Here is a 12,826-nt window from a genome sequence, read left to right as displayed (position 1 = left end):
CCCGGCTTCCCGACCGGCGCGATGCCGATGGTCGGCAGCGGGGGAACCCGCAAGCCCGGCCGCAAGGAACCGGCCGTCGTCGCGCTCGGCGGCGGCCACGGCCTCTACGCCTCGCTGTCGGCGCTGCGCCTGCTCACCGGCGACCTGACCGCCGTCGTCACCGTCGCCGACGACGGCGGCTCCTCCGGGAAGGTCCGGCAGGAGCTGGACGTGCTCCCGCCGGGGGACCTGCGGATGGCGCTGGCCGCCCTGTGCGACGACACCGACTGGGGCCGCACCTGGCGCGACGTCATGCAGCACCGGTTCCGCTCGCGTCCGGGCAGCGACGCGACCCTGGACAACCACGCGCTGGGCAACCTGCTGATCGTGGCCCTGTGGGAGCTGCTGGACAACCCGGTCGACGGCCTGCGCTGGGCCGGGGCCCTGCTCGGCGCGCGGGGGCAGGTGCTGCCGATGGCGAGCGTGCCGTTGACCATCGAGGGCGACGTGCGCCGGCCCGACGGCGGCGTCGACGTCGTGCGCGGTCAGTCCCGGCTCGCCGTCGCCGGCACGCTGGACGCCGTCCGCCTCGATCCGCCGGACGCCCCCGCCTGCCGGGAGGCGCTGGAGGCCATCGACCTCGCGGACTGGGTGATCCTCGGTCCCGGGTCCTGGTACACCTCCGTGCTGCCCCACCTGCTGCTGCCGGAGCTGCGCGAGGCGCTGTGCGCGACGACGGCGAAACGCCTCGTCACGATGAACCTGGGCACCTCCACGAAGGAGACCCGGGGACTCACGGCGGCGGACCACCTGGCCGTGCTGCGGCACTGTGCGCCGGACTTCCGGGTAAACGCCGTGCTCGTCGACCCGACCAGCGTGGACGACGCGGACGCCCTCCGGGCCGAGGCCGCGGGTCTGGGGGCCGAGGTCTTCTTCGGTAGAGTGGGGGCTTCTGGTGGCGCCCCGGTGCACGATCACGTGCGTCTCGCGACGGCCTACCATGACATCTTCGGTGGCAGCTGATCTGGGGTCGGCGCGCCGGACGGAGGGCGCCGGCAGCAGCGCCCGGATGGGGACAGCCCCGGTTGGGGCAGTGAGGACGAGAACATGGCGTTGACCACCCAGGTCAAGGAAGAGCTGTCGCAGCTGCAGACAGCGAAGTCCGCGGTCCGGAAGGCGGAGGTGTCCGCCCTGCTGCGCTTCGCGGGCGGTCTGCACATCATCTCGGGACGCATCGTGATCGAGGCGGAGGTCGATCTCGCGGTCACCGCCCGCCGGCTCCGGTCCGCGATCGCGGAGGTCTACGGGCACACGAGCGACGTCGTCGTGGTCTCCGGCGGCGGTCTGCGCAAGGGCAACCGGTACGTGGTCCGCGTGGTGCGCGACGGTGAGTCCCTCGCCCGGCAGACCGGCCTGCTGGACAGCCGCGGCCGGCCCGTGCGTGGGCTGCCCCCGGCCATCGTCAACGGCTCCAACGACGAGGCGGCCGCCGTCTGGCGCGGCGCCTTCCTCGCCCACGGTTCCCTGACGGAACCGGGCCGCTCCTCCGCCCTGGAGGTCACCTGCCCCGGCCCCGAGGCGGCCCTCGCCCTCGTCGGCTCCGCCCGCCGCCTCCACATCCTCGCCAAGGCCCGCGAGGCCCGCGGGGTGGACCGCGTGGTGATCCGCGACGGCGAGGCCATCGGCTCCCTGCTGACCCGGATGGGCGCCGCCCGCGCCTGCGGGGTGTGGGAGGAGCGCCGCGAGCACAAGCAGAACCGGGCGTCCGCCAACCGACTGGCCAACTTCGACGACGCCAACCTGCGCCGCTCCGCGCAGGCCGCCGTCGCCGCCGGCGCCCGGGTGGAGCGTGCCCTGCACATCCTCGGCGACGCCGTGCCCGATCACCTCAAGTACGCCGGCGAGCTGCGGGTCGCCCACAAGCAGGCCAGCCTGGACGAACTGGGCCGCCTCGCGGAACCGCCGATGACCAAGGACGCGATCGCCGGGCGCATCCGCCGGCTGCTCGCGATGGCCGACAAGCGGGCCTCCGATCAGGGCATCCCGGGCACCGACGCCAATGTGACCGCCGAGATGCTCGATGAGTAGGGGAGTGCATAGGATGGGAAGGCAGTCGCGCCGACCCGCCCGGCCCCCGTCGGCGGCATCGTCGGCCCAGCTCGGGACGCGGTTCCGCCGCTGAGTTCCGTCGCGGCCGTCGGCACGGCTGCACCGTGGAAACACACAGGACCGATGGAGGAATTCGTGAGCGAGAAGTACACCCTGCCCGACCTTCCCTACGACTACGCCGCGCTCGAGCCGCACATCTCCGCGCGCATCATGGAGCTGCACCACGACAAGCACCACAAGACGTATGTGGACGGCGCCAACACGGCGCTGGAGAAGCTGGCCGAGGCGCGCTCGAACGGTGACTTCGCCAACGTGCCGAAGCTGAGCAAGGACCTCGCGTTCCACCTCGGCGGTCACCTGAACCACACGATCTTCTGGAACAACCTGTCCCCGGACGGCGGCGACAAGCCCGAGGGCGAACTCGCGTCGGCCATCGACGACTCGTTCGGCTCCTTCGACGCATTCGTCGCGCACTTCAGCAACGCCGCGACGAGCCTGCAGGGCTCCGGCTGGGCCGTGCTCGCGTTCGAGCCGCTCGGGCAGAACCTCGTCATCGAGCAGCTCTTCGACCAGCAGGGCAACATCCCGGTCGGCACCATCCCGCTGCTGCAGCTGGACATGTGGGAGCACGCCTTCTACCTCGACTACGTCAACGTCAAGGCCGACTACGTCAAGGCGTTCTGGAACATCGTGAACTGGAACGACGTCTCGGCCCGACTGGCGGCGGCCCGCACCGGCGCGCACCAGCTGATCGTCCCGGCCTGATCCACGTCGGACCCCGGGCCACGTGGCCCGGGGTCTGCCCGCTCCACCGACAAGCCCGTCCCCCCAGCGAAAGGGAATGCAGTGACTACGAAGATTGGCATCAACGGATTCGGCCGCATCGGCCGCAACTACTTCCGTGCGGCCCTGTCCCAGGGCGCCGATCTGGACGTCGTGGCCGTCAACGACCTGACCAGCCCCGAGACCCTCGCCCACCTGCTCAAGCACGACAGCGTGCTGGGCAAGCTCGCCGAGACGGTCGAGACGGACGGCCAGAACATCATCGTCAACGGCAAGACCATCAAGGTCCTGTCCGAGCGCGACCCCGCGAACCTCCCCTGGGGTGACCTCGGCGTCGACATCGTCGTCGAGTCCACCGGCTTCTTCACCAAGGCCGCCGACGCGCGCAAGCACATCGACGCGGGCGCCAAGAAGGTCCTCATCTCCGCCCCGGCCTCCGACGAGGACATCACCATCGTCCTCGGCGTCAACGACGGCGACTACGACTCGGCGCAGCACCACATCATCTCCAACGCGTCCTGCACGACCAACTGCCTCGGCCCCCTCGCCAAGGTGCTCAACGACGCGTTCGGCATCCAGCAGGGCCTGATGACCACGATCCACGCCTACACCGCGGACCAGAACCTGCAGGACGGCCCCCACAAGGACCTCCGCCGGGCCCGCGCCGCGGCGATCAACCTGGTCCCGACCTCCACCGGTGCCGCCAAGGCCATCGGCCTCGTGCTGCCGGAACTGAAGGGCAAGCTCGACGGGTACGCCGTCCGCGTGCCGGTCCCCACCGGCTCGGCGACGGACCTGACCGCCACCGTGAGCCGCGAGGTCACCGTCGAGGAGGTCAACGCGGCCTACCGCGAGGCCGCCGAGAACGGCCCGCTGAAGGGCTACCTGACCTACACCGAGGAGCCCATCGTCTCCTCGGACATCGTCACCGACCCGGCGTCGTCGATCTTCGACTCCGGTCTGACCAAGGTGCTCGGCAACCAGGTCAAGGTCGTCTCCTGGTACGACAACGAGTGGGGTTACTCCAACCGCCTCGTGGACCTGACCGAGCTCGTCGCCAGCAAGCTCTGAGGCGGCATCCGGTGAGCGCGAAGACCCTGCAGGACCTGCTCGCCGACGGTGTCGCCGGGCGGCACGTCCTGGTCCGCTCGGACCTGAACGTGCCGCTCGACGGGGACCGGGTGACCGACGACGGGCGCGTGCGCGCGTCCCTCCCGGTGATCTCGGCCCTCGCCGAGGGCGGGGCCCGCGTCATCGTCATGGCCCACCTGGGCCGCCCCAAGGGCGCCCCGGACCCCAAGTACTCGATCGCCCCGGCGGCGGCGCGGCTGGCCGAACTGGCCGACGTGCCCGTGAGCGTGGCCACCGACGTCGTCGGCGAGGACGCGCACGCCGAGGCGGACGCCCTGACCGACGGTCAGGTGCTCGTGCTCGAGAACGTCCGGTTCGACCCGCGGGAGACCAGCAAGGACGACGACGAGCGCGCCGCGTTCGCCGCCGACCTGGCCTCCCTGACCGGAGGGCCCGACGGGCAGAACACCGGTGCCTACGTGGACGACGCGTTCGGCGCGGTGCACCGCAGGCACGCCAGCGTGTACGACATCGCCGCCGTCCTCCCGGCCTACCAGGGCGACCTGGTCAAGGCCGAGATCGACGTGCTGCGCCGGCTGACGGAGGACCCCGAGCGGCCCTACGTCGTCGTGCTCGGCGGCTCGAAGGTCTCGGACAAGCTCGCCGTGATCGACTCCCTGCTCGGCAAGGCCGACGTGCTGCTGATCGGCGGCGGCATGGTCTTCACCTTCCTCGCCGCCCGCGGCGCGAAGGTCGGGGCGAGCCTGCTCGAGCAGGATCAGCTGGACACGGTGCGCGGTTACCTGGACCGGGCCGAGCAGACCGGGGTGCGGATCGTGCTGCCCACGGACATCGTCGTGGCGGAGAAGTTCGACCGCGACGCCGACCACGAGACCGTCCCCGCGGACGGCATCGAGTCCTCCCGGTTCGGTGCCTCCGGCATCGGCCTGGACATCGGGCCCGACTCGGGTCGGGCGTTCGCCGACGAGATCGCGAAAGCGCGCACCGTGTTCTGGAACGGGCCCGCGGGCGTGTTCGAGTTCGAGGCGTTCGCCGGCGGCACGAAGGCCATCGCCGCGGCGCTGGCCGCGGTCACGGCCGACGGCGCCCTCACGGTCGTCGGCGGCGGCGACTCCGCGGCCGCCGTGCGTACCCTCGGCTTCCCCGACGACGCGTTCAGCCACATCTCCACCGGTGGCGGCGCCAGCCTGGAGTACCTCGAGGGCAAGGAACTGCCGGGCATCACGGCACTCGAGCGCTGAGCTCGCGCGTTTTCCACCTCGAGCCACGCGATGCCCCTCACCCGGTGGCCCGGCGACCGCACGGTCCCCGGGCCACCGTGCTGACCACTCACGATGAAGGACGGACGGCAATGAGCACCACTCCCACTTCTCCCTCGGCCTCCAGCCCCGCCGGCACCCGCGTGCCGCTGATCGCGGGCAACTGGAAGATGAACATGGACCACGTCCAGGGCATCACGCTGCTGCAGAAGCTCGCGTGGACCCTCGACGACGCGAAGCACGACTACCGGCGCGTCGAGGTGACGGTGTTCCCGCCGTTCACCGACCTGCGCGGCGTGCAGACCCTCGTCCACGGCGACGACCTGAGCATCAGCTACGGCGGCCAGGACCTCTCCGACCAGGACGCCGGCGCCTACACCGGGGACATCTCCGGCCAGTTCCTCGCCAAGCTCGGCTGCACCTACGTCCTCGTCGGCCACAGCGAGCGGCGCACCATCCACGGTGAGACCGACGAGCTGCTGGCCGCCAAGCTCAAGGCCGCGTTCCGGCACGGACTCGTCCCCGTCCTGTGCGTCGGGGAGGGGCTCGAGGTCCGGCAGGCCGGCACCCACGTCGAGCACACCCTCGGCCAGCTTCGCGCTGACCTCGAGGGGCTGCCCGAGGAGCAGGTGCGCCAGCTCGTCGTCGCCTACGAGCCGGTCTGGGCCATCGGCACCGGCGAGGTGGCCGGCCCGGAGGACGCGCAGGAGATGAGCGCGGCGATCCGCGCCGACCTGGCCGCCCGGTACGGCGACGACGTGGCCGGCGCGGTCCGCGTCCTGTACGGCGGTTCGGTGAAGGCGGCCAACGCGGCGGCGATCATCGGGCAGCCCGACGTGGACGGCGTGCTCGTCGGCGGTGCGAGCCTCGACGCGGGCGAATTTGCTAACATTGTCAGGTTCGAGAGCCACCTGACCTCCTGATCAGCGTCCCTCCTCAGGGTGCGATGATCCGGGTCCGGCGGACGCGACACTTCGAAAGGCCACCGTGGACATCCTCAAGATCGTGCTGCAGGTGCTGCTGGGTATCACCAGCCTCCTGCTCACCCTCCTCATCCTGCTGCACAAGGGCAAGGGCGGTGGGCTGTCCGACATGTTCGGCGGCGGCATGACGTCGAGCCTGAACTCCTCCGGCGTCGCGCAGAAGAACCTCAACCGGTTCACGGTCGTGCTCGGCATCTGCTGGGCCGCGGTGATCGTGGCGCTCGGCCTGATCCTGCGGTTCTCGGGCGAGAGCTGACCGGCACCGAGTTGATCTGATCGACGACGACCGAGGGCGCCATCCGCACGGATGGCGCCCTCGGTCGTTGGTGCGTCGGGTCGCGTCAGGGACCGACGGTCAGGAACCGGGCGTCAGCCCTCGTCGTCGCCGGCGCGCTCGGGCAGGCGGGACGCGGCGGCCGAGTCCAGGAACCAGACCGTCCGGTCGGTGCCCCGCACGCCCGCGGCGGGCACCTGCTGGGCGGCGGCGCCGTTCGCGGCCAGCGCCACGGCTCCGGCCTTGTCGGCGCCGGCGACGACCAGCCACACCTGCCGGGCGGCGTTGATCGCGGGCAGCGTGAGCGTGACCCGGTCCGCGGGCGGCTTGGGCGCGTCGTGCACGGCGAGGGCGGTGGCCCGCTGCTCGGTGACGGCGTTCAGCTCGGGGAAGAGGGAGGCGACGTGGGCGTCCGGGCCGACGCCGAGCATCAGCACGTCGAAGGCCGGTACGGCGGTGCCGTCCGCCGGGCGGTTGCCCTCGGCCTCACTCACCCGGGCGAGCTCCGCCGCGTAGCGCTCCGCGGCCTCCTCGGCGGTCGCGACCTCGTCGGCGGCGGCCACGGAGTGCACCCGCGACGGGTCGAGGCCGAGCCGGTCGAGCAGCGCGGACCGAGCCTGCCGGTCGTTGCGCTCCTCGTCGCCGGCCGGCACGAAGCGTTCGTCGCCCCACCACAGGTCCACGCGGGACCAGTCGACCGCCCCGGTGTCGAGGTCGCCGACCGCCGTCAGGGTGCGACCACCCATGCCACCGCCGGTCAGCACCACGGACGCGGTGCCCCGGGCGGCCTGGGCCGCCGTGATCTCGGCGACCAGCCGTTCGGCCACGTGGTGGGCGAGGGGTTCGGGGGCATCGAGGATGACGACGTCGGCTTCGGTCATGTGGTTCAGGACTTCCTCAGGTAGGGATGAGAACAGTGGGGTGGACCCGGGTCGACCCGGTCAGCACGCGTTCACTGCCGGTGGCACAGGGGCAGGCCCTCGGTCACGACCTCGCCGAACACCTCGTCGGGATCGAGCCGCCGCAGTTCCTCGGCGAGGCACTCCTGCAGCGTGCGCTTCGGCAGGGCGATGTGCTGGTCGGTCTGCCCGGGCATGGACAGGGTCGCGATCGCCGTGTCCGGGCGGGCGAGCATGACGGAACCGCTGCCGGTGCTGATCTCCACCAGGCCGATCCCGAGACCCGCGGGCAGATCGCTGACCGTGGCCTCGACGCCGAACCGCAGCGAGAGCCAGGCGGCCAGCAGCATCGTGCTGGGGGAGTCGACCGCGCCCTCGACCCGGATGGCGTCGACGCTGGTGACGTCCCCGCCGTCGGCCAGGAACTCGTCGACGGCGGCGGCCAGCTGCAGCCGCCAGTTGGTCAGCCGGGTCCACGCGAGGTCGGTGTCGCCGGCCGTGTACGTCTGGCCGATCCGACCGAGCGCACCGAGCGGGTCCGGGGCGTTGCCGGTGTCGGTGATCCGCCGGTGCGCGATGGCGCCGATGGAACTGGCGGCCGCATTGACGGGCGCCCGGCGCGGCCACCAGGCGACGATCGGGGCGTCGGGCAGCAGCAGCGCGGCGAGCAGCGGCTCGTCGGGGTCGGCGAGCACACCGGAGCAGCGCAGCACGACCACCTCGGCAGCGCCGGCGTCACCGCCCACCCGGATCTGCCCGTCCATCCGGTCGGCGTCGTCGACGCCCTCGGCGGCGTCCACGGGCACGTGCACGATGATGCGGCACGGGTGCTCCCGGCTCGCGGCGTTGGCGGCCTCGATGGCCTCCTCCTCGCTGCCCTCGCTGGCGAGGACGACGAGGGTGAGCACCCGCCCGAGGGCGACGACGCCGCCCTCGTCCCGCAGGCTCATCAGTTTCCTGTTGACCTCTGCCGTGGTCGTGTCGGGCAGATCGACGATCATGGCCGCCTCCAGGTGCGCCCGTCGCGGGCGAGCAGGTCGTCGGCGCTGGCCGGACCCCAGCCACCGGGTTCGTAGGGTTCGGGCTTGACGTGATGCTCCGCCCAGTACTGCTCGAACGGGTCGAGCACCTTCCAGGACAGCTCGACCTCCTCGTGCCGGGGGAACAGCGGGGGCTCACCGAGCAGGACGTCGAGGATGAGACGCTCGTACGCCTCCGGGCTGGACTCGGTGAACGCGTGCCCGTAGCCGAAGTCCATGGTCACGTCGCGCACCTCCATCTGGGTACCCGGGACCTTCGAGCCGAAACGGATGGTCACGCCCTCGTCCGGCTGGATGCGGACGACGACGGCGTTCTGGCCGATCTCGTCGGCGCTGTCCGCGAACAGCACGTTCGGGGTGCGCTTGAACACGACCGCGACCTCCGTGACCCGTCGGCCCAGGCGCTTGCCGGTCCGCAGGTAGAACGGCACGCCCTCCCAGCGGCGCGTGTGGATGTCCACGCGCAGCGCGGCGAAGGACTCCGTGACGGTGTCCGGGTCGATGCCGTCCTCCTCGAGGAAGCCACGGACCTGCTCACCGCCCTGCCAACCGCCGGTGTACTGGCCGAGCGCGGAATGCGCCCCCAGGTCCTCCGGCAGCCGCACCGCGGCGAGGATCTTCTCCTTCTCGGCCCGCAGGTGCTCGGCGTCGAAGGAGATGGGCTCCTCCATCGCGGTGAGCGCGAGGAGCTGCAGCAGGTGGTTCTGGATCACGTCCCGGGCCGCGCCGACGCCGTCGTAGTACCCGGCACGGCCGCCGATGCCGATGTCCTCCGCCATGGTGATCTGCACGTGGTCCACGTACCGGGCGTTCCAGAGCGGCTCGAACAGCTGGTTCGCGAAGCGCAGCGCCAGGATGTTCTGGACCGTCTCCTTGCCCAGGTAGTGGTCGATCCGGAACACCGCGTCGGGCGGGAACACCCGCTCCAGGACGTCGTTCAGCTCGCGGGCCGACTCGAGGTCGTGCCCGAACGGCTTCTCGATCACCACTCGCCGCCAGCCGGTCTCCTCGTCGGTGACCGCGCCGTCGGCGCCGTCGTCGTCGGCGAGAGTGGCCTTGCCCGCGAGACCGCGTTCGGAGAGCTGCTGGCACACCTGCTCGAAGGAACCCGGCGGGATCGACAGGTAGAACGCCGTGTTGCCGCGGGTGCCGCGACTGCGCTCGAGGTCGGTCAGGGTGTCCTTGAGCCGGTCGAAGCCGGCGGGGTCGTCGAAGGCGCCCTTGACGAAGCGGATGCCGGCGGCCAGTTGCTGCCACACGTTCTCGTCGAACTTCGTGCGCGAGTGCTTCTGCACCGACTCCTTGACCAGGCCGGCGAACGTCTCGTCGTCCCAGTCCCGGCGGCCGAAGCCGACGAGCGCGAAGCTCGGCGGCAGCAGCCCCCGGTTGGTCAGGTCGTAGATGGCCGGGAGCAGCTTCTTCTGCGCCAGGTCACCGGTGACGCCGAACAGCACGAGCGCGGACGGACCCGCGATCCGGCTGATCCGGCGATCCCGGCTGTCCCGCAGCGGGTTGCCGTTCTCCCCGCCGGTGGAGCGCCGGTCGACACCGACGTCCTCGGGCGTGTCCGTCCTGATGCTCATCGTGCTCCGTGTCCTTCCGAGGGATCGGTCGCCGTGCCCGAGCCCAGTCCGTCCACGACCTGGCGCAGCTGGGCGACGCCGGCCGCGCGGTCGGTCAGGTTCAGCCGCAGGACCGGGCGATCGTGCTCGCCGAGCACCTGGGCGTCGCCGGCGGCCTGCGCCGTGATCAGCTGACCGAAGGTGTACGGACGGTCCGGGATCGCGACGTCGTCGGCGGGCTCGGTGGTGGCGGTGATCTGCAGGTACACGCCCTGCGCGGGCCCGCCCTTGTGGTACTGGCCGGTCGAGTGCAGGAACCGGGGACCCCACCCGAAGGTGACGGGGCGGCCGGTCACCGCGGCCAGGGTGTCGCGGACGTCGGCGAGGTCGCCGTAGGCGAGCCGGTCCAGGTAGGCCATCACGGCGAGGTAGCCGTGCGCGGGCAGCGCCGTCAGCAGGGCACCGAGCGCGTCGGCCACGGTGGTGGCGTCGCCGAGGAGGGCGGCGTCGCCGCGGACCTCGATGGCGCCGTCCGTGTAGGCCGGGTCACCCGCGTCGGGCCGGGAGTCCAGCATGCCGCGTGCGGCCACCTTGGCGGACTCGACGTCGGGCTGGTCGAACGGGTTGATGCCGAGCAGGCGGCCCGCGACCGCGGTCGCGTACTCGAAGGTGAGCATGAGCGCGCCGAGCGAGCCGGAGACCGCCACCTGGTCGCCCGCGGGGGTGCCGGAGGCCGTCTCGTCGTCGCTCACGAGCCGGACGACGAGCACGTCGTCCGCGCCGGAGGTCACCTCGGGGGAGTCCGGGCCGGCGACCACGGGCAGCACACCGCGGCCCAGCTTGCCGGTCGACTCGGCGATCAGCTGCTCCGCCCAGTCGGCGAAGCCGGTGATGCCCGAGCCCTCGTCGACGAGCACGATCTTGTCGCGCAGCGGGCTGGTGCCGCCGAGCGCGGCACCGAGCTGGAGCCCGATGTTGTCGTCGGTGTCCTCGCGCAGGTGCTCACCGGCCTCCTCGGCCTCGTCGAGCAGACCCTCGATGTCGACGCCGGCCAGGCCGGAGGGGACGAGGCCGAACGCGGTCAGCGCGGAGTAGCGGCCGCCCACGGCGGGGTCGGCGTTGAAGACGTGCCGGTACCCGGCGGCGCGGGACGCCTCGTCCATGGGCGAGCCCGGGTCGGTGACGACGACGATGCGGCTGGCCGCGTCGATGCCGGCGTCGGTGAACGCCTGGACGAAGGCGCGGCGCTGCGAGTCGGTCTCCACGGTGGAGCCGGACTTCGAGGAGACCACGAGGGCCGTCTCGGTGATCCGGTCGCCCAGGGCGGTCGCCACCTGCTGCGGGTCCGTCGCGTCGAGCACCGTCAGATCCACGCCCGCGGTGCGGGTGATGACCTCGGGCGCGAGCGAGGAACCGCCCATGCCGGCGAGCACGATGTGGGTCACGCCGTCCGCGGCGAGCTCCTCGCGCAGGGCGAGGATCTCGGGGACGAGCGGGCGGGAGGTCTCGCCGAGGGACACCCAGCCGAGTCGCTTGCTCGCCTCGGACTCCGCGTCCGGGCCCCACAGGGTGGCGTCCTTCGCGGTGATCTTCGACGCGATCTGCTCCTGCACCAGGGTCGGCACGTGCGCCTGGACGGCGTCGGCCGCGGCCCCGGAGGCCTGGAAGCCGAGGGAGCTCATCGCGTTCCCTCCGAGCGCGAGCCGACCTCGGCATTCGCGCTGGTCTTGCCGGCTGCGCCGTCGAGGGCATTCTTGACGGTCTCCAGCAGCTCGCCCCAGCTGACCTCGAACTTGCTGACGCCCTCGTCCTCGAGCACCTTGACGACGTCGTCGTACGAGATGCCGAGCTTGTCGATGGCGTCCAGGGTCGCGTTCGCGTCGTCGTAGGTGCCGCGGATGGTGTCCCCGGTGACCTCGGCGTGGTCGGCGGCGGCGTCGAGCGTCTTCTCCGGCATCGTGTTCACGACGCCCTGGGTGACCAGCTCGGTGACGTACAGCGTGTCCGGCAGGTTCGGGTCCTTGACGCCGGTCGAGGCCCACAGCGGCCGCTGCGGCTTCGCGCCCGCGTCCGCGAGGGTCGCCCACCGCTCGGTGGCGAACTGCTGCTCGAAGATCTGGAACGCCAGGCGGGCGTTGGCCAGGCCGGCCTTGCCCTTGAGCGCCTTCGCCTCGTCGGTGCCGACGGCGTCGAGTCGCTTGTCGATCTCGGTGTCCACGCGGGAGACGAAGAAGGAGGCCACCGAGTGGATGGTGGACAGATCCTTGCCGTTCTCCTTCGCCTGCTCCAGGCCGGTCATGAACGCGTTGATGACGGCGCGGTACCGCTCGAGGGAGAAGATCAGGGTCACGTTGACGCTGATGCCGGCGGCGAGCGTCTTCGTGATCGAGTCCAGGCCCTCGAACGTGGCCGGGATCTTGATGTGGACGTTGTCGCGGCCGACCTTCTCGGACAGCCGGGCGGCCTCGGCGACGGTCTTCTCCCCGTCGCGAGCCATCCGGGGGTCCACCTCGAGGGAGACCCGACCGTCGACGCCACCGGTCGCGGCGGCGACCGGGGCGAACAGGTCGCACGCCTCGGCGACGTCGGACGTCGTGATCTCGAAGACGGCGGTCTCCACGTCGGCGCCGGCAGCGGCCAGCTCCTCGACCTGCTGGTCGTAGGCCTCGCCCTTGGCCAGTGCCGAGGCGAAGATCGTGGGGTTGGTGGTCACCCCGACGACGTTCTTGCTCTCGATCAGCTGGCGCAGCGAGCCGTCGTTGAGTCGTTCGCGGGACAGGTCGTCCAACCAGATGGATACACCGGCGTCGGACAGTGCCTGGGTCTGGGCAGTCATCGTTTCATCT

At 71.6% G+C, this 12,826-nt stretch carries 12 protein-coding genes; 7 read left to right on the top strand and 5 right to left on the bottom strand.

All coding sequences use genetic code 11. From position 1 onward, the window contains the following. The first annotated feature begins 21 nt into the window (after positions 1 to 21). The 7 genes from yvcK (at position 22) to secG (ending at position 6,461) form a co-directional block, all read left to right on the top strand. Positions 22 to 1,002, top strand: a complete 981-nt coding sequence (gene yvcK / locus BGP79_RS09750; protein WP_076695333.1) for a uridine diphosphate-N-acetylglucosamine-binding protein YvcK — start codon at positions 22 to 24, stop codon at positions 1,000 to 1,002. 84 nt (positions 1,003 to 1,086) lie between these two features. Next, on the top strand, positions 1,087 to 2,067 hold the full coding sequence (gene whiA / locus BGP79_RS09745; protein WP_076695012.1) for a DNA-binding protein WhiA: 981 nt from the start codon (positions 1,087 to 1,089) through the stop codon (positions 2,065 to 2,067). Between the two features lie 156 nt (positions 2,068 to 2,223). Further along, complete coding sequence (locus tag BGP79_RS09740; protein ID WP_233121348.1) at positions 2,224 to 2,853, top strand: superoxide dismutase; 630 nt, start codon at positions 2,224 to 2,226, stop codon at positions 2,851 to 2,853. 81 nt (positions 2,854 to 2,934) lie between these two features. Then, complete coding sequence (gene gap / locus BGP79_RS09735) at positions 2,935 to 3,942, top strand: type I glyceraldehyde-3-phosphate dehydrogenase (protein WP_076695009.1); 1,008 nt, start codon at positions 2,935 to 2,937, stop codon at positions 3,940 to 3,942. Between the two features lie 11 nt (positions 3,943 to 3,953). After that, positions 3,954 to 5,204 carry a phosphoglycerate kinase gene (gene pgk, locus BGP79_RS09730; protein ID WP_076695007.1) on the top strand — a complete coding sequence of 417 codons (1,251 nt, stop codon included), beginning with the start codon at positions 3,954 to 3,956 and terminating at the stop codon, positions 5,202 to 5,204. 110 nt (positions 5,205 to 5,314) lie between these two features. Beyond that, positions 5,315 to 6,145, top strand: coding sequence for a triose-phosphate isomerase (gene tpiA, locus BGP79_RS09725; RefSeq protein WP_076695006.1), 831 nt, complete (start codon positions 5,315 to 5,317; stop codon positions 6,143 to 6,145). A 64-nt stretch (positions 6,146 to 6,209) separates the two neighbouring features. Beyond that, positions 6,210 to 6,461 carry a preprotein translocase subunit SecG gene (gene secG / locus BGP79_RS09720; protein ID WP_076695004.1) on the top strand — a complete coding sequence of 84 codons (252 nt, stop codon included), beginning with the start codon at positions 6,210 to 6,212 and terminating at the stop codon, positions 6,459 to 6,461. A 113-nt stretch (positions 6,462 to 6,574) separates the two neighbouring features. On the opposite strand, the gene pgl is transcribed toward secG, so the two are convergent. The 5 genes from pgl to tal all read right to left on the bottom strand — a co-directional run bounded on the left by pgl (position 6,575) and on the right by tal (position 12,816). Beyond that, a complete protein-coding gene (gene pgl, locus BGP79_RS09715) occupies positions 6,575 to 7,360 on the bottom strand; it encodes a 6-phosphogluconolactonase (RefSeq protein WP_076695003.1) in 786 nt (261 codons plus the stop codon). A 71-nt stretch (positions 7,361 to 7,431) separates the two neighbouring features. Next, on the bottom strand, positions 7,432 to 8,379 hold the full coding sequence (locus tag BGP79_RS09710) for a glucose-6-phosphate dehydrogenase assembly protein OpcA (RefSeq protein WP_076695001.1): 948 nt from the start codon (positions 8,377 to 8,379) through the stop codon (positions 7,432 to 7,434). Continuing rightward, positions 8,376 to 9,926 carry a glucose-6-phosphate dehydrogenase gene (gene zwf / locus BGP79_RS09705; RefSeq protein WP_076695331.1) on the bottom strand — a complete coding sequence of 517 codons (1,551 nt, stop codon included), beginning with the start codon at positions 9,924 to 9,926 and terminating at the stop codon, positions 8,376 to 8,378. Before zwf ends, BGP79_RS09710 begins: the two co-directional genes overlap by 4 nt. 71 nt (positions 9,927 to 9,997) lie before the next feature. Then, the gene (locus tag BGP79_RS09700; protein ID WP_076694999.1) at positions 9,998 to 11,662 is read right to left on the bottom strand and encodes a glucose-6-phosphate isomerase; all 1,665 of its coding nucleotides are present in this window, start codon (positions 11,660 to 11,662) and stop codon (positions 9,998 to 10,000) included. Beyond that, positions 11,659 to 12,816 (bottom strand): transaldolase, encoded by a 1,158-nt coding sequence (gene tal / locus BGP79_RS09695; protein WP_076694997.1) that lies wholly within the window; start codon positions 12,814 to 12,816, stop codon positions 11,659 to 11,661. Before tal ends, BGP79_RS09700 begins: the two co-directional genes overlap by 4 nt. Positions 12,817 to 12,826: the final 10 nt, after the last annotated feature.

Source organism: Tersicoccus sp. Bi-70 (assembly GCF_001968825.1).
GTDB lineage: Bacteria > Actinomycetota > Actinomycetes > Actinomycetales > Micrococcaceae > Tersicoccus.
Note: the sequence above shows the minus strand (reverse complement) of the source record. Positions and strands in the feature narration are given on the sequence as shown.